Annotated in this window: 14 protein-coding genes, 1 tRNA gene and 1 other RNA gene; 8 read left to right on the forward strand and 8 right to left on the reverse strand. The window is 70.8% G+C overall.

The features are described 5' to 3' along the window. Nucleotides 1–3 precede the first annotated feature (3 nt). From KBX71_RS10880 to KBX71_RS10910, 7 genes are all read left to right on the forward strand, one after another. Nucleotides 4–1,518: an aromatic amino acid ammonia-lyase gene (locus tag KBX71_RS10880; RefSeq protein WP_247683285.1), complete on the forward strand. Its 1,515-nt coding sequence runs from the start codon at nt 4–6 to the stop codon at nt 1,516–1,518. After that, nucleotides 1,508–3,073: an NAD(P)-binding domain-containing protein gene (locus KBX71_RS10885; RefSeq protein WP_210817833.1), complete on the forward strand. Its 1,566-nt coding sequence runs from the start codon at nt 1,508–1,510 to the stop codon at nt 3,071–3,073. The genes KBX71_RS10880 and KBX71_RS10885 overlap by 11 nt, the downstream gene beginning before the upstream one ends. Nucleotide 3,074: 1 nt before the next feature. Beyond that, nucleotides 3,075–4,064 carry an alpha-hydroxy acid oxidase gene (locus tag KBX71_RS10890; protein WP_210817834.1) on the forward strand — a complete coding sequence of 330 codons (990 nt, stop codon included), beginning with the start codon at nt 3,075–3,077 and terminating at the stop codon, nt 4,062–4,064. Further along, entirely contained in the window at nt 4,061–5,314 is a 1,254-nt protein-coding gene (locus KBX71_RS34545; protein WP_210817835.1) for a cytochrome P450, read from the forward strand. The genes KBX71_RS10890 and KBX71_RS34545 overlap by 4 nt, the downstream gene beginning before the upstream one ends. Beyond that, entirely contained in the window at nt 5,311–6,570 is a 1,260-nt protein-coding gene (locus tag KBX71_RS10900; protein WP_210817836.1) for a cation:proton antiporter, read from the forward strand. Before KBX71_RS34545 ends, KBX71_RS10900 begins: the two co-directional genes overlap by 4 nt. A gap of 62 nt (nt 6,571–6,632) precedes the next feature. Next, a complete protein-coding gene (locus tag KBX71_RS10905) occupies nt 6,633–7,289 on the forward strand; it encodes a response regulator transcription factor (protein ID WP_210817837.1) in 657 nt (218 codons plus the stop codon). Next, nucleotides 7,286–8,497, forward strand: coding sequence for a cell wall metabolism sensor histidine kinase WalK (locus KBX71_RS10910; protein ID WP_240639311.1), 1,212 nt, complete (start codon nt 7,286–7,288; stop codon nt 8,495–8,497). Before KBX71_RS10905 ends, KBX71_RS10910 begins: the two co-directional genes overlap by 4 nt. A gap of 79 nt (nt 8,498–8,576) precedes the next feature. On the opposite strand, the gene KBX71_RS10915 is transcribed toward KBX71_RS10910, so the two are convergent. Beyond that, a tRNA-Ala gene (locus KBX71_RS10915) sits at nt 8,577–8,649 on the reverse strand. 88 nt (nt 8,650–8,737) lie between these two features. Further along, nucleotides 8,738–9,328 (reverse strand): YqgE/AlgH family protein, encoded by a 591-nt coding sequence (locus tag KBX71_RS10920; protein WP_030490862.1) that lies wholly within the window; start codon nt 9,326–9,328, stop codon nt 8,738–8,740. A 322-nt stretch (nt 9,329–9,650) separates the two neighbouring features. Here KBX71_RS10920 and mdlC point away from each other — a divergent pair, with 322 nt between their 5' ends. Next, the gene (mdlC, locus tag KBX71_RS10925; RefSeq protein WP_210817838.1) at nt 9,651–11,246 is read left to right on the forward strand and encodes a benzoylformate decarboxylase; all 1,596 of its coding nucleotides are present in this window, start codon (nt 9,651–9,653) and stop codon (nt 11,244–11,246) included. A 6-nt stretch (nt 11,247–11,252) separates the two neighbouring features. On the opposite strand, the gene KBX71_RS10930 is transcribed toward mdlC, so the two are convergent. The 6 genes from KBX71_RS10930 to ftsX form a co-directional block, all read right to left on the reverse strand. Then, nucleotides 11,253–12,206, reverse strand: coding sequence for a hypothetical protein (locus KBX71_RS10930; RefSeq protein WP_210817839.1), 954 nt, complete (start codon nt 12,204–12,206; stop codon nt 11,253–11,255). A gap of 45 nt (nt 12,207–12,251) precedes the next feature. After that, nucleotides 12,252–12,761: a hypothetical protein gene (locus KBX71_RS10935; RefSeq protein ID WP_247683286.1), complete on the reverse strand. Its 510-nt coding sequence runs from the start codon at nt 12,759–12,761 to the stop codon at nt 12,252–12,254. Between the two features lie 148 nt (nt 12,762–12,909). Continuing rightward, on the reverse strand, nt 12,910–13,587 hold the full coding sequence (locus tag KBX71_RS10940; RefSeq protein WP_210817840.1) for a hypothetical protein: 678 nt from the start codon (nt 13,585–13,587) through the stop codon (nt 12,910–12,912). A 71-nt stretch (nt 13,588–13,658) separates the two neighbouring features. After that, nucleotides 13,659–14,034: a transfer-messenger RNA gene (gene ssrA / locus KBX71_RS10945) on the reverse strand. A gap of 104 nt (nt 14,035–14,138) precedes the next feature. Beyond that, on the reverse strand, nt 14,139–14,618 hold the full coding sequence (smpB, locus tag KBX71_RS10950; protein ID WP_124821485.1) for an SsrA-binding protein SmpB: 480 nt from the start codon (nt 14,616–14,618) through the stop codon (nt 14,139–14,141). A gap of 148 nt (nt 14,619–14,766) precedes the next feature. After that, nucleotides 14,767–15,642, reverse strand: coding sequence for a permease-like cell division protein FtsX (gene ftsX, locus KBX71_RS10955; protein WP_210817841.1), 876 nt, complete (start codon nt 15,640–15,642; stop codon nt 14,767–14,769). Nucleotides 15,643–15,680: the final 38 nt, after the last annotated feature.

A 15,680-nucleotide genomic window follows, 5' to 3' on the forward strand; every position in this document is an offset into this window, starting at 1 on the left:
CCCATGACGAATAAGGTGGATTTGGCAGCGCCGCTGCGCCTCGCCGACCTGCGCGTCGCGGCAGGCCCGGTCACTGTCGTGCTCGGCGATGAGGTGCGGGCCCGTGTGGCGACCGGCCGCACGTTCCTCGGCAAGGCACTCGGCGACGACCGGGCGATCTACGGTGCCACCACCGGCTTCGGGGCGCTCGTCGGCTACGCGGGCCGAGCCGACCAGCGCGACCAGGCCGACAACACCCTCGCCCATCTCGGGGCGGGCCAGGGCCCGGACCTCGCCCCGGATGTCGTGCGCGCGACGCTGCTGGTGCGCGCCTGGTCCCTGGCCCGGGGCGCGTCGGGGGTCTCGCCGCACGTGATCGACGCGCTCGCGGCCATGCTCGGCACGACGTTCACGCCGGCGATGCCCCGATTCGGCTCGGTGGGAGCCAGCGGTGACCTGATCCCGCTCGGTGCCGCCGCCCAGGCGCTGCGCGGTCGCGGGCATGCCTACGTGGACGGCGTCCGGATGCCCGCCGCGGATGCCCTGACGAAGGCCGGCCTGGAGCCGCTGCCGCTCGACGGCCGGGACGCACTCGCGCTTGTCAACGGCACGTCGCTCACCACTGCGGCGCTGGCCCTCGCCCTGGACCGGGTCCGCACCTCACACCGCGTGGTGCAGACGCTCACCTGTCTGCTCGCCGACCTGCTCGGCTGCGATCCACAGTTCCTCGATCCGGCCCTCCTCGCCGCCTACTGTCACCCGGGCGCCATCGAGGTCGGCCACGCCATGCGGGCGGCCTCCGCCGGCCTGCGAGAGTCCGGCACGAGACCGTTGCAGGAGCCCTACAGCATCCGCTGCGCGCCCCAGTTGCTCGGCGCGGCCGAGGACGCCCTGCGCTATGTCGACGGCGTGGTGGCGGCGGACCTCGGCGGGGTGAGCGACAACCCGCTGTTCTTCCCGGCCGACGACAAGGTCGTGCACGGCGGCAACTTCTTCGGCCAACCCGCCGCGTTCGCCGCCGACGTCCTGACCATGGTGATCGCCCAGGTCGGCAACCTCGCCGAGCGCCAACTCGACCTGCTCGTGGACCCCGGGCGCAACGGCGGACTGCCGCCGATGCTCGCGGCGGGACCAGGGCAGCAGCACGGGTTGCAGGGTGTCCAGCTCGCGTCGACCGCGCTCATCGCCGAGATCAGGCGCGACTCCGTGCCGGCAAGCCTGCAGAGCCTCCCCACCAACCTGCACAACCAGGACGTGATCCCGCTCGGCACGCAGGCCGCTCTCCGCGCCCTGGACCAGGCGGAGCTGCTGCGCCTGATCACCGGTTCGCTCGGGCTCGGGCTGCGCCAGGCAGTGCACGTCGGGGCGCGCCGGCCCACGGCGGTGGGCTGTGACCGCACCCTTCGGGCCCTGGAGGAGATCGCACCGATCGACCCGGACCGGCCGCTCGACTCCGACGTGCGAAGAACAGCCGACATTCTGGAAGAGCTTGAAATCTCTCTGATTTCCCACTCGTACGGTGAGCGCCGTGACGCTTGATTACCTGATCATCGGGGCCGGTCCGGCCGGTCTTCAACTCGCCGCCCTGCTCGATGCCGAGGGCAAGGGTGACTATCTGGTGTTGGAGGGTGCCGACGGGCCGGGGGCGTTCTTCGCCACCTATCCGCGGCACCGCCAACTCATCTCGATCAACAAACCGCACACGGGCACCGACGATCCCGAGCTGAATCTGCGGCTCGACTGGAACTCCCTGCTCACCGACGACCCGGCGCTGCTGTTCACGAAGTACACCGAGCGGTACTTCCCCGACGCCGACGTGATGGTGCGATACCTCGCGGACTTCGCGGCGAAGACCGGCGTCAAGGTCAGTTACGGCACCCGGGTGACCCGGGTGTCCAAGCACGACGACGTGTTCACTGTCGAGGCAGGTGACCAGCGCTGGGAGGCCCGCGCGGTGATCGTCGCCACCGGCGTGTCGAAGACCTACCAGCCGGACATTCCAGGATTCGAACTGGCCGAGGGGTACGACGTGATGAGCGTCGAGCCACGTGACTACCTCGACCAGAAGGTGCTCATCATCGGCAAGGGCAACTCCGCCTTCGAGACCGCCGAGAACCTCATGGAGACCACGACGCTGATCCACCTCGCGGGGCCCAGCTCGGTCCGGATGGCGTGGCGCACCCACTACGTCGGGCACCTGCGCGCGGTGAACAACAACTTCCTCGACACCTATCAGCTCAAGTCCGCGAACGCGATCCTCGACGGCACCATCAAGAGCATCGAGCGCGACGGCACGGGCTACAAGGTCACGTTCAGCTTCTCGCGGGCGAACGAGGTCGTGAAGGAACTGCACTACGACCGGGTGCTGGCATGCACGGGATTCCGTTTCGACGACTCGATTTTCGACTCCTCGGCCCGGCCAAAGCTCGCCATCAGGAACCGATTCCCGGCACAGACCGAAGCGTGGGAGTCGGTGAACGTTCCGGGGCTGTTCTTCGCCGGGACGATCTCCCAGGAACGCGACTTCAAGAAGTCCACGAGTGGTTTCGTGCACGGTTTCCGCTACGCCGTACGCGCGCTGCACAGGATCCTCTCCCGCCGCTACGACGCCACGGAGTGGCCGTCCGACAAGCTCGCCGCCGAGCCGGCGGCCCTGACCGCGGCGGTCATCGAGCGGGTCAACCGCACCTCGGCCCTGTGGCAGCAGTTCGGGTTCCTCGCCGACGTGCTCACCGTCGCCGGGTCCGAGGCCCGCTACCACGAGGAGGTGCCGGTGGACTACTTCGTGTCGACCGGGCTCCGCACCGCCGAGCACGACTACGACCAGGCGTTCGTGATCACTCTCGAGTACGGCCCCGACCACGACCAGGTCGACCCGTTCGACATCACCGTGACCCGGGTGGCCCAGGACGTCGTGGGGCAGGCGCACGACGCGGCGTACCTGCACCCGGTCGTCCGTTATCACCGCGAGGGCCAACTGGTCAGCACGCACCACCTCGCCGAGAACCTGGAGAACCAGTGGGACCGGCCGGAGGTCCACGTGCGGCCGCTGCGGGAGTTCCTGGGCCGCTGCCTCGCCGGCGCCGAGGGCTGACATGGACCCGGTTCACCAGGACTTCTTCGAGGGTGGGGCCGGGCGGGAGCGCACCCTGGCCGCCAACGAGCGGGCCTTCGAACGACGGTGGATCGTGCCGCGTGTGCTGCGGGCAACCGGCGAGCGGGACCTGGAAGTCACGGTGGCCGGAACATCGCTTGCCGCGCCGCTCCTGGTCGCCCCGACGGCCTTCCATCGGCTCGCGCACCCGGACGGCGAGGCGGCTACCGCGCAGGGGGCCGCGGCGGCCGGCACGGCGATGGTGGTGAGCATGGCCGCCACCCAGCCGGTCGAGGAGATCGCGGCGGCGGGCGGGACCCTGTGGTTCCAGCTGTACCCGCAACCCGACCTCGACTTCACCGAGTACGTGGTCAAGCGCGCCGAGTCGGCGGGCTGCCGGGCGCTCGTCGTGACAGTGGACTCCCCGGTGTTTGGACGGCGCGAGCGTGACCTGCGCAACGGCTTCACGGACCTGCCGCCCGGCTACGCCTGCGAGAACATGCGCGACGCGACGGGCCGGGTGCGCTCGATCGCGATGGACGCGACGGCAGGCTGGGAGCGGATCGCGTGGCTGCGCGGCGTCACGGGACTACCGATCCTGCTCAAGGGCATCCTGCATCCCGCGGACGCCCGCCTCGCCGTCGAGCACGGCGCCGCCGGTGTGATCGTGTCCAACCACGGTGGACGACAGCTCGACGGGGCCATTCCGACGCTCGACGCGCTGCCCGCAGTCGTGGCGGCCGTGGATGGGCAGATCCCGGTGCTGCTCGACGGGGGTGTGCGCTGCGGCACCGACGTGGTGATCGCGCTGGCGCTGGGGGCGGGGGCGGTGCTGGTGGGGCGTCCGGTGGTGCGGGCGCTCGCGACGGGCGGTGCGGTGGGCGTACGGGAAGCTCTCGAACGACTCACCACCGAGCTGGATCAGGCCCTCGCCCTGGCCGGAGCGCGGCGGCCGGCCGATCTGACGCCCGACCAGGTGGCGACCCGGTGAAGGCAGTTGTCGCCCTCCGGGAGTGGATCTTCGAACGGGTCAACGGGACCGAGGGCGTACCCGTCCCTGGGCCGCTGGTGGGGCCGGAGGACTTCCTTCGGGTCTACAGCGACCCGGCCGCCGACGGGCGCAGCCGCGGGGCCGGCCTGTCGGACCTCTTCTGGTACTGGCTCGCGCCCGGTCCGCAGATGCACCAGGAGCACCTTGAGCCCGGCGAGCGGTACAGGACCGTCGCGCGGACGACCCGACAGGTGCTCGCCGTCCCGCACGCGCGCTCCGACGAGTTGGCGACGGCCGCGACCCGGCGGATCCTCGACGCGCTCCCGGCCGGTCGGGTCAGCCACGTGCGGCTCCGTGACCTGATGATGCCGATCTGGGCCGAGGTCTCGTACGAGCTGGTGTTCGACGCGCCCTGCCCGCGTGCCGTCCGCGATCTCGTCGTGGCGAACGCGGACGACGTGGTGACCGCCCTCAAGGGGATGGGTCTGCGGCACATGTCCCGGCGGGATCGCCTGACCCGCTACCTGTTGGAGCGGATCGAGGCGGGAACGTGCCCGGTCGTGCTGCCGCCACCCTTCACCGCACTGGAGACCGCCTGGTACCTCCAGGGCGCGTTCTTCAACACGGCCGTGGTGCAGATGTCGGAGGCCATGGCGCACATCCTGCTGTGCGCCGGGTCCGTCACGGACACGTCGGACGTGTCGCTCGACCGGATCATCGACGAGACGCTGCGGGTCTACCCGCTCTTCGGCATCGCGCACCGGATCACGTCCGGCCCCATCACGGTCGGCGATCACGTCCTGCCCACCGGATCCGTGCTCCTCTTCAACTATCGGGCCCATCAACGCACCGGTCCCGCCGCGGACGACGAGTTCAACCCGGACCGCTGGCTGTCGTTGCGCCGGCAGGACGCCCACTTCATCCCGTACGGCGTAACCGCCAACCGGGCCTGCCCGGCGCGCGGCTCGGCCCCCGTCCAACTCCGTGCGGCGACCCGGGAGGTGCTGCGGCGTTTCTCGGTCAGCTCGTCGGCAGCACACACCCGCTCGCTGCCGAGTCGCGGTCCCGCGTACCTGACGCCCCGGGGTCTCCCCGGTCCCAGCCGCAACCGGCTCATCCTCATGCGGCAACGCGACCGGATCTTCGACGTGGGGCGCTCGGTCACGCAGCTGGTCTGCGGCACCTGGATGGTCGTCGACGCCCGGCGACAGAAGTTGTGCACCCACTTCTTCGAGGAGGCCAGCGCGTGACCCCCAGCGAACTCGCCCCGCGGTTCTTCATCGCGGTCGCGGTCATTCTGCTCTTCTGCAAGCTGGTCTCCTGGCTCCTGGGCAAGGTGGGCCAGCCTCCCGTCGTGAGCGAGATGCTCGCCGGGGTGCTGCTCGGCCCGTCGCTGCTCGGCCTGTTCTGGCCGGGTGCCCAGGCCGCGCTCTTTCCCGCCCCGCTGCTGCCGATCCTGTACGTGGTCGGCCAGGTCGGCCTGGTGCTGTTCATGTTCCAGGCCGGGTACGCCTTCACCTCCCACCGGGTGACCAAGCTCGCGGGCACGGCGGGAGCGGTGTCGCTCGCGGGTGTCGCCGCTCCGCTGGTGCTGGGGATCCTGCTGGTCCTGGGCATGGCGGGCTTCGTCCCGATCCGCGCGGACGGCGTGTCGCTCGGTGTGTCCGCGGCGTTCGTCGGTGTGGCGCTGGCGATCACGGCCTTCCCGATGCTCGCCCGGATCATCACCGAGCGCGGCCATACCGGCACCCGCCATGGTTTGCTCGCCCTGGCCAGCGGCGCGATCGACGACATGGTCGCGTGGATCATGCTGGCCGCGGTGCTGGCGTTCGCCTCGGGCTCGGTCGGCCCGGCACTGGTCTGCGCGGGTGGTGCGCTGCTGTTCGGGGCGGCGCTGTGGCTGGGTGGGCGGCGGGTGGCCGGCTTCGTCATGGGGCTCCCGGGCGATCGCGCGCGGCTGCTCGGCACCGTGGCGCTGCTCTTCCTGGTCGCCTGGTACACCGACGAGATCGGCCTGTACGCGGTCTTCGGCGCCTTCGCGGTCGGCGTGGTGATGCCGCGCTCGGAGAAGACCGACAAGGTGGTCGACACGCTGACGCCGATCGCCGCGACGGTGTTCCTGCCGCTGTTCTTCACCTACTCCGGGCTGCGCACCGAGTTCGCGCTGCTGGGCAACCTGGCCGTACTCGGCTTCGCCGCCGCGTGTGTGGCCGTGGCGATCGTCGGAAAGTTCGGCGCCTGCTGGGCCGCGGCCCGGATGCGCGGCGAACCGAACGGCGTCGCGCTGCGCGTCGGCGCTCTCATGAACGCCCGGGGCCTGATGCAGCTGATCGCCCTGAACGTGGGACTGGAGGCGGGCATCGTGAACCCGTCGCTCTTCACGGTGCTGGTGGTGGTCGCGCTCGTCACGACACTCATGACGACGCCGCTGCTCACCTGGATCGAGCGACGCGAGGCACGCGCTCCCGCTTCTACACCGTCCCTCGTGCCCGCCGGAACCCCGTAGAATGTTTGTTTGAGGAGACAAATTCTACAGACAACGATGTTCATCTATGTCACGATCACGGTATGACTCGACTCCTGCTCGTCGAGGACGACTCGGAGCTGCGCGGCATGGTGGCCGAGACACTCACCGGCGAGGGATACGTCGTCGACCAGGCCCCCGACGGCCAGCGCGGCCTGCACCTGGGGCTCACCCGACCGTACGACGTCATGGTGATCGACCGACGCCTACCCGCCCTCGACGGGCTGGACCTGGTCATCCGCCTGCGTTCCCGTGCGGTGCTCGCCCGGGCACTGCTGCTGACCGCGCTCGGCACCGTCGAGGACCGGGTCGCCGGCCTCGACGCGGGCGCCGACGACTACCTGACGAAACCCTTCGACCTGGACGAGTTGAGCGCCCGCATCCGGGCACTCTGCCGCCGGACCACCGAGTCCGCCGAGGTGTTGCGGCTCGGGTCGGGCCAGCTCGACCTCTCCGTGCGCGACGCCGTCCTGCCCGACGGCACCCGGATCGCCCTGTCCGCACGCGAGTTCGAGCTGCTGCGGGTCCTCGCGTCCCGGCCGCGCACCGTCCACTCCCGCTCCGAGCTGCGCAGCCGGGTCTTCGACGAGGCGGGCGCGGCGTCCCTGGTCGACACGTACGTCTACTACCTGCGCCGCAAGCTCGGCCGCTCGGTGATCCGGACCGTGCACGGTCTCGGCTACCGGTTGGGAACCCTGTGAGCTTCGAGGACACCATGCTGCGCCGGGCCAGGGCGCGGGTCAGTCTGCTCGTCGGGCTCACCATGACGGCGCTGCTCGCCCTGGGTGCCGCCATCTCCTATGCCGCACTGCTGCGCTACCAGCACGAACAAATCGAACGAGAGCTCAACTACGGCGCGGTCCACGGCACCATCGCAGGCCCGCCGGGCTGCAGCTGGATCATCCTGTACGACGGCAGCCGCACCGACTCGGGCCGGAACCCGCCCCCGGCGGGCTTCCCACTGCGGTCCGCCATCGACGCGGTGGCCCTCGACCGTCAGGTCCGCAGCGACAAGGTCGAACGCAACGGCACGACCTATTACGTCCGCACCCAGCCCCGCGGCACCGGTGTCGTGCAAGCGGTGTTCGACGCCCGCTTCCAGCTCGCCGACCGACGTCACCTCCTCGCCGCCTTCTTCCTCGCCGCGATCGTCGGCCTCGCCGCGGCGGTGCTCACGGGCATCACCGTGGGCCGCCGAGCCGTGGCGCCGCTCGCCGAGGCACTCGGCCGGCAACGCCGCTTCGTCGCCGACGCCAGCCACGAGTTGCGCACCCCCATCGCCCAGGTCCACACCCGCGCCCAGATCCTGGCCCGCCGCGCCGGTGCCGACCACGCCGACTACGACCGTTTGATCGACACCACCCGCCGCCTCGGCGAGATCGTCGACGAGCTCCTGCTCTCCGCCCGCCTCGCCGCCACCCCGGCCGATCGGCACCCCTCCGAGCCCGTCAACCTGACCCTCCTCGCCGCCCAGGCCGTCGACTGCGAGGCCGACCGCGCCGCCGAGCAGGGCGTCCAGCTGCACCTGTCGGTCCCGGACACTCCGATCCTCGTCCCCGGCATCGCCTCGGCCCTACGCCGCATGGTCGGCGAACTGCTCGCCAACGCCCTCACCCACACCCCGACCGGCGGCCGCATCGACGTCGCCCTGCGCACCTCCCGCCGGGGCGCGGACCTGGTGGTCACGGACAGCGGAGCTGGCTTCGACCCCGCCGACGCGGAACACCTCTTCGACCGCTTCCACCGCGGCGCCGGGGCCAAGGACCGGCGCTTCGGTCTGGGGCTGGCTCTCCTGCGCGAGGTGGTGACCAGCCACGGCGGGACGATCTCCACCGACAGCCGGCCCGGCGCCGGGGCGACCTTCACCGTCCGGTTACCGACGATTCCGCCACGGGCCTCCGCCGGCTGACTCCAACGGACGGGCGCCCCCGACGAGGAGGAAAGCAAACGCCCTGGCCGGATATCCCGACCAGGGCGTTTCTCAAGGGTGGAGCCGAGGGGACTCGAACCCCTGACCCCCACACTGCCAGTGTGGTGCGCTACCAGCTGCGCCACGGCCCCTTGCTGTTGTCCCGGTCTCCCGGGCACTGGGAAACTATACACAGACCGGCCCGCATGGTCATCTCGCGGGGTGCCCCGCCGGGCCGGGTCAGTTGAGCGCCACGTCCGGCGGGAAGTGCGCCACGGCGGCCATCATCCCGCCCTGCCGGCGCAGCACCATCGGCCACAGGTCGTCGGGCCGGTCGACGAAGGCGTCCCCGGGCAGCCCGTCCAGCACGAACCAGGAGCCGTCGGCGATCTCCTGCTCCAACTGGCCGCTGCCCCAACCGGAGTAGCCGGCGAAGACACGGATGCCGCCGATGCTCTCCCGCAGCCGCTCCGGGTCGACCGAGAGGTCGATCGTGCCGACCGCCCCGGAAACCTGGTGGAAGCCCTTCAGCCGGCGCATCGGGTGCCGCATCCGGGCGAGGCAGATGGCCGAGTCGGGCTGCACCGGACCGCCCTCGAAGAGCACCGCCGGGTGACGGGCCAGGTCGCTCCAGTCACCGAGCACCTCGGCCACCGGCACCTCGGTGGCCCGGTTCAGCACCACGCCGAGCGCGCCGCCCGGCTCGTGGGCGACCAGCAGCACCACCGTACGGTCGAAGTTCGGGTCCTTGAGCGCCGGAGTCGCGACCAGCAGCCGCCCGGTCATCGACTCCATCGCTCGTCCGCCGATCGCCTGGCCCTCTCCCTGCATGCCACACACCCGTCAACCGTGAGCCCGGACCGGGGGCCGGTCATCGACCGGATCCGCCCGGCGCATCGGGTTCAGCCACGCTGTCAACGCCATGCCTGGCACCATAGCCTGCGTCCTGGGTGCTGGCTAAGGTCTGACCGGCGGGTGATCAGACAGTTAAGACGAAGGGCCGTTGCACCCGACGAGACACCTCCCGGTGATCGACGGATCGGGACCACGGACGGCCGGGAAACGCCCGAAAGGTCCGTCACATCCCGATAGATTCGGCTGATCGGGAGGGCGACCGCGGTCGCCCCTGCCCGCGACACGGAGGCGGGTGGCGATGGCAACTGTCCGGGACGCGACGTACGACGTTCTCCGCACCCTCGGTATGACCACTGTCTTCGGCAACCCCGGCTCCACCGAGGAGCCGTTCCTCCAGGACTTCCCCGCCGACTTCCACTACGTCCACGCGCTGCACGAGGCGTCGGCCGTCGCGATGGCCGACGGCTACGCCCAGGCCACCGGAGCGCCCGCCCACGTCAACCTGCACACCGCCCCGGGCACCGGCAACGGCATGGGCAACCTGGTCACCGCCTGGCACAACAAGACCCCGCTGATCGTCACCGCCGGCCAGCAGACCCGGGAGATGCTGCTCCTCGAACCCCGGCTGGCCAGCCGTCGACCCACCGAGCTTCCGCAGCCCTACGTGAAGTGGGCCTACGAGCCGGTCCGGGCGCAGGACATCCCCGGGGCGATGCTGCGGGCGTACGCGACGGCGGTTCAGCCACCGGCCGGACCGGTCTTCCTCTCCCTGCCGATGGACGACTGGGCCCAGCCAGCCGACCCGCCGCCCGCGCCCCGAACGGTGGCCACCCGGTTCGCACCGGACCCTGAGCGGTTGGACGAGTTCGTTCGGGTGCTGGCCGGCAGCCGCAACCCGGTGCTCGTGTACGGGCCGGGGGTGGACCGCTCCGCGAGCTGGTCGACCGCTGTCGCGCTGGCCGAGCGGCTCGTCGCGCCGGTCTGGTCGGCCCCCGCCACCGAGCGGGCCGTGTTCCCGGAGGACCACCCGCACTTCCGCGGCGTGCTGCCGTACGCGATCGGTCCGCTCGCCGAGGCGCTGCGCGGGCACGACACGGTGCTCGTCGTCGGCGCACCGGTGTTCCGCTACTACCCGTACGTGCCGGGTGGGCACCTGCCCGACGGCGCCCGGCTGCTGCACGTCACGGACGACCCGGACGAGGCCGCGCGAGCCCCGGTCGGTGACACTCTGCTCAGCGACCCGGGGCTGGCCCTGGCCGCGCTTGTCGAACGGGTGCCGCCGAGCGACCGACAACCACCCACCCGTCGGGAAGCGCTGCCACCGCCGGAGGTAGGCACCCCACCGAGCGCCGACGCCCTGTTCGCGGCGCTGGCCGCGCACTGGCCGACCGACGGCGTGCTGGTCCAGGAGTCACCATCCAATCTGTCCGCGCTGCGTCGTCAGCTGCGGATCACCCGCCCGGCGTCGTACTTCACGATGGCCAGCGGCGGCCTCGGCTACGGCCTGCCGGCGGCGATCGGCATCGCACTGGCCGAGCGGGACACCGGGCGTGGCCGCCCGGTGGTGGCGGTGATCGGCGACGGCTCCTTCCACTACTCCGTGCAGGCGCTCTGGACGGCCGCGCGCCTGGCACTGCCGGTGGTGGTCGTGGTCCCGGTCAACCAGCAGTACGCGATCCTCAAGGCGTTCGCCGAGCTGAAGCACACCCCCGGGGTGCCCGGCCTGGACCTGCCGGGGTTGGACATCGTGGCGATCGCGGCCGGCTACGGCTGTGCCACGGAGGTGGTCGAGACCCCCGATCAGCTCGGCGCGGCGCTCGCCGGCGGGTTGCGCGCCGACCGTCCCACTGTGTTGCCGGTGCCGATCAGCACCGACGTGCCCAGCATCCTCTGAACCACGTCAGCGCGATGCGATAGACAGCGGGGCACCGGTGAAGACGTCCAGCACCGGCCGGGCGCCCAGCGGCGCCGCGAGGGTGACGGTGACCGGCTCCAGTTTCAGCACGGCGATGCACTCGCCGGTGGCCCGGGTGACGCCGCCACCGACCACCACGACGTCCGGCCGTTCCCACACCAACGGCGTGATCCCGGTGTCACAGGCGCCGACGCCGAGCCGCACGGTCAGCCGGGCGCCGTCGACCGCTGCCAGGTCCTGGGCCGCCACCAACCCGTCCGGCAGCGGCCGGGCCGGCGCGGTGGGCTCGGGTACGGGAGTGACAGCCGTCGGCGCGACGGCGAGCCGGGCCACCGGCGTGGCCAGCTCCTTGATGGTGAACAGCCAGGCCGGAACCTGCGCCACACCGCGGCTCGTGCGGACCGGCACGGCGCCGAACGTCACAGCGGTGACGGTGAGCGGAAGACAGGCGGTCTGCGTGCTGCTCGTTGCCCACCCGTCGGGCCCTGGTTCGACGGTGGGACCGCCGGGGGTGGGCCGGCCGGGCCGCTTCGGCCGCCCAGGGCAGGGCAGTGGATCACCCTGGTCGAGCTGCCGGTACGCCTCGGCGGCGCTGACCAACGGCAGCGTCAGCCGTCCGTCCGGGAAGTGGATCTCGCCGCCCACCCGGGTGGGCGGTATCCCGACCTGCGCGCTGTACCACCCGGCCCGGAAGGCCGCCTCAGTGTCGGGGGTGAAGCCCGGGTCACCGGTGAGCACTGTCGGACCCTCCAACGGCAGGTAGCCCGTGCGCCAGTCGGGACCGGGCCGCCACGCCTCGGCGACCTGAGCCGCCCGCTGGTCGAACGCCTCCGCGCCGGGCGTCGGGCTGCGCGGGCTGCCGGCCGGACCGGCGTCGGTAGCGGCACAGCCCGCCACCAGCAGCAACGGGAGTACGAGCAGCAGGGCAGGCCGATTCATGTACGGTTCGACGCCTCCGTCGACCGGCCGGTTCCCGACCCGGGTTCAGGTTTCGCCACCCAGATCCGTCTGGTACGCCTCCCAGAGCAGGTCGGCGCCGCGCCGCCGATGCCGGGCCAACCTCCGCAGCAGGTGCCCGGCCCGATGCCGCAGTTCGTCGGGGGGCGCCTCGGACCACTCGGCGATCTGCTGGACCGCCAGGATCGCGGCGACGATCGCCGCGTGCTCCCGGGTCAGCAGCCGCACGCCGTGGTCCAGTCGCGGCGACTGGGTGAGCAACTCCCGGTAGAGGCCGCTGGGGCCTTCGGTGACCCGGACGTGCTCGGCGAAGCCCTGGCGCACCGGACGCAGCCGAAGGAGGACGTCTTCGCGCCAACTCGGCTCGGTGGTGGTGACGGCGACGGCCCGGCCGAGGGCGTGCACGTCACCGGCGAGGCCGGCCGGGCGCGGCTCGCCGGGTAGACCGATGGAGTGTGGGTCGGCGGGGAGCCCCGCCGGATGCGCGACGGGCGGTCGGGCGACGAGTGACGACTGCTGGACCGGACCGGTGACCATGGCACCTCCCGCGCGGCGCTGCTACCCCATACCGCGATGGTGAGCCTGCCCGGCCGGCCCTGTCCAGGGCCCCGGATCGCCTCATCTGCCCCGTTGCACCCACTGACCCCGCCAGCCGCAGTGGTCCGGCCCAGGACGCCGTGCAGCCTCAGTCGGTCGACGAGTGCTCCGCCATGCGGTGCAGGTGGTCGACCACGGCGTGCGCGTCACCGTCCCGCCCGTCGCCCGGTCGAGCCGTCGTGATCGCCTCGGCCAGCGCCCGCAGCTCGGACGGCGGCAGACTGGGCAGCCCCATGCCGCGCAGTGGGATGGTGACCCCCCGCGTACTCCCCGGGTTGGTCACGAGGATTGCCCGCACCTGCGGTCTTCCGGCCGGACCATCGTCGTCCGCCTCGCGGTACGACACCGCGCCCGACTCGATCCGGGCGGTGGCGAGGTCGACGGTGCGGGTGCGCAGCGCACCGCGTACCCGCACCCGGCTGCCGTCCAGCCAGGCTGCCGTGCGGAGCACCCGCAGCACCAGGTAGAGGCCGAGCAGGACGAAGGGCAGCCCGCACAGGCCGATGAACGGGCTGGGACCGGACTGGTTCGGGTCAGCGGAGTCCCGTAGCCCGGGCGGCAGCAACCCCGGTGGCAGGTCGCGAGCCTCCTCATAGGAGGCCAACGCGTCGCCCGGGCCGCTCAGCCGGCGCAGCAACCCGTCGGCGAAGAGGGGCAACGCCACGAATGCCACGCCGACGGCCGCGAGGAGGACGCCCGCCACCACCGCCACGACGCGCTGGCCGGGCGACGCGCCGAGCGACAGGCGTAGCTCCTGATTGGTCACAGGGGGCAGCGTAAGACCCTCCCGGCACAACGAAGCGCCCCGGCTGGTGGGCCGGGGCGCTTCGTTCGAGGTGGTGGAGGTGCCGGGAATCGAACCCGGGTCCTTCGCCGGTTTGTCAGGGCTTCTCCGAGCGCAGCTCGCTGTGCCTCTACTCGGCCCCACCGCTCACGCGAGCAAGTTGGTGTGACGGGCCCAGTCGCTGATTGATCTCGCCGCACGGACCCCGCGACCGGGTCCGATTGGCCAGCCTCCTAGCTGATGCCGGCTACTGGGACGAAGGCGTTCCCAGGCCGACAGACTTAGCTACTCGCCTCAGGCGGCGAGAGCGAAGTCAGCGCGATTTTGCTTGGCGCTTATAAGTTTCCGACGACCGATTCTCGAGACGACGTCGGCTTCCTCGGCTCGCTTCCCCTGTCGCTGCGTACGAAGTCGAAACCAGTCACCCCCTCGACAGACCGCCGATGTGGCGGCACTGACAAGACTAACGCCTGGCGCAACAGCTTTCATCCCGAGCCCCGGGCCGGCACACCGACCCGGACAAACAGGATGAACTAGTCGTCCATCCCCTTGCCTCGTCGACCGGAAACCCGGGCGATCTCCCGGTCCGCGTCGCGCTTGGCGAGGTCCTGACGCTTGTCGTACGACTTCTTGCCCTTGGCCAGGGCGATCTCGACCTTGGCCCAGCCGTCCGAGAAGTAGACCTGCAACGGGACGATTGTGAAACCGCCCTCACGGGTCTTGCCGAGGAGCTTGTCGATCTCGACCCGGTTGAGCAGCAGCTTGCGGGTACGCCGGGGCTCGTGGTTGGTCCAGGTGCCCTGAGTGTACTCCGGGATGTGCATCGAGTGCAGGTACAACTCGCCGTCACGTTCCTGCGCGAACGCGTCGACAAGCGACGCCCGCCCGGCCCGCAGCGACTTGACCTCGGTGCCGGTCAGCGCCATGCCCGCCTCGTACGTGTCGAGGATGGCGTAGTCGTGGCGCGCCTTCTTGTTGGAGGCGACCACCTTGCGCCCCTTTTCCCGTGGCATCGGTGCCACCCCCTCTCCTTCGTCCGCGGCCGGGTTCACCCCGGCCGGACAACCGATCATGTTACCCGAATGACAAGGACCCTCCCGCGCCGTTTATTTCCGGCTGCGGGAGGGTCCCCGGGCGACGACGGGACGACCCGTACGGTGCCTAGACCCGCAGGTAGAAGCGCAGGGTGATCCAGGCGGTACCCGCGCTGACCAGACCACCGATGCCAGCCATCAACGGGAAGATGAACAGGATGTCGCCCCAGGTGATCGGCGAGAGAAGACCTTCCAGAGCGCTCAACGCCCCGTCGAAGAGCAGATACTTCGCCGCGACCAGGGCGGCCAGACCCAGCAGTGAACCGATCAGGCCGGCCACCACGGCCTCCAGCACGAACGGCGCCTGGATGAACCAGTTGGACGCGCCGACCAGCTTCATGACCGCGACCTCACGCCGCTTGCTGTACGCGGCCACCTGGATGGTGTTCGCGACCAGCAGCAGGGCGGCGATCGCCATCACGACGGCGGCGGCCAGGGCGATGTTCTGGATCGCGGTGAGGATGTTGAAGATCTTGTCGAGCAGTCGACTCTGGTCGACGATCTCCTCGACACCCTCGGTGTCCTTGTACTGGTCGTAGATGTCCTTGTACTGCTCCGGGTTGTTCAACGTGAGCCGGAACGACTCGGGCAGCTGGTCCGGCTTGACGGCGTTGACCAGGTCCGGCGCGTCCTGGTACATCGCCTTGAAGCGCTCGTACGCCTGGGCCTTGTCGACGTAGATGACTTCCTTGACCAGGGGGTCGCTCTTCAGCTTGCCGTCCAGGTCGGTGCGCTGCTGCTCGCTCACCTCCTGCTTCATGAAGATCGAGACCTGGATGTTCTTGTAGTAGAGGTCCTTCATGTCGTCGACCTGGCGGTACATGAGACCGCTGGCGCCGAGCATGGTCAGCGAAACCGCCATCGTGATGATCATCGCGATGGACATGGTCACGTTGCGCCACAGTCCGACCAGTACCTCGGACAGGACGTATTTCAACCGCATCGGGATTTCCTCCGGGTCTCCGGCATGAGGTGTTCGTC

This window comes from Micromonospora sp. D93 (assembly GCF_018070365.1).
In the GTDB taxonomy this organism is placed as follows: domain Bacteria; phylum Actinomycetota; class Actinomycetes; order Mycobacteriales; family Micromonosporaceae; genus Micromonospora; species Micromonospora ureilytica.

Excerpts from the sequence above, each read along its gene's own strand:
- mdlC (WP_210817838.1), top strand. The coding sequence starts at position 9,651 with ATGGCAACTGTCCGGGACGCGACGTACGACGTTCTCCGCACCCTCGGT.
- KBX71_RS10905 (WP_210817837.1), top strand. The coding sequence starts at position 6,633 with ATGACTCGACTCCTGCTCGTCGAGGACGACTCGGAGCTGCGCGGCATG.
- KBX71_RS10935 (WP_247683286.1), bottom strand. The coding sequence starts at position 12,761 with ATGGTCACCGGTCCGGTCCAGCAGTCGTCACTCGTCGCCCGACCGCCC.
- ftsX (WP_210817841.1), bottom strand. The coding sequence starts at position 15,642 with ATGCGGTTGAAATACGTCCTGTCCGAGGTACTGGTCGGACTGTGGCGC.
- smpB (WP_124821485.1), bottom strand. The coding sequence starts at position 14,618 with ATGCCACGGGAAAAGGGGCGCAAGGTGGTCGCCTCCAACAAGAAGGCG.
- KBX71_RS10880 (WP_247683285.1), top strand. The coding sequence starts at position 4 with ATGACGAATAAGGTGGATTTGGCAGCGCCGCTGCGCCTCGCCGACCTG.
- KBX71_RS10920 (WP_030490862.1), bottom strand. The coding sequence starts at position 9,328 with ATGCAGGGAGAGGGCCAGGCGATCGGCGGACGAGCGATGGAGTCGATG.
- KBX71_RS10930 (WP_210817839.1), bottom strand. The coding sequence starts at position 12,206 with ATGAATCGGCCTGCCCTGCTGCTCGTACTCCCGTTGCTGCTGGTGGCG.
- KBX71_RS10890 (WP_210817834.1), top strand. The coding sequence starts at position 3,075 with ATGGACCCGGTTCACCAGGACTTCTTCGAGGGTGGGGCCGGGCGGGAG.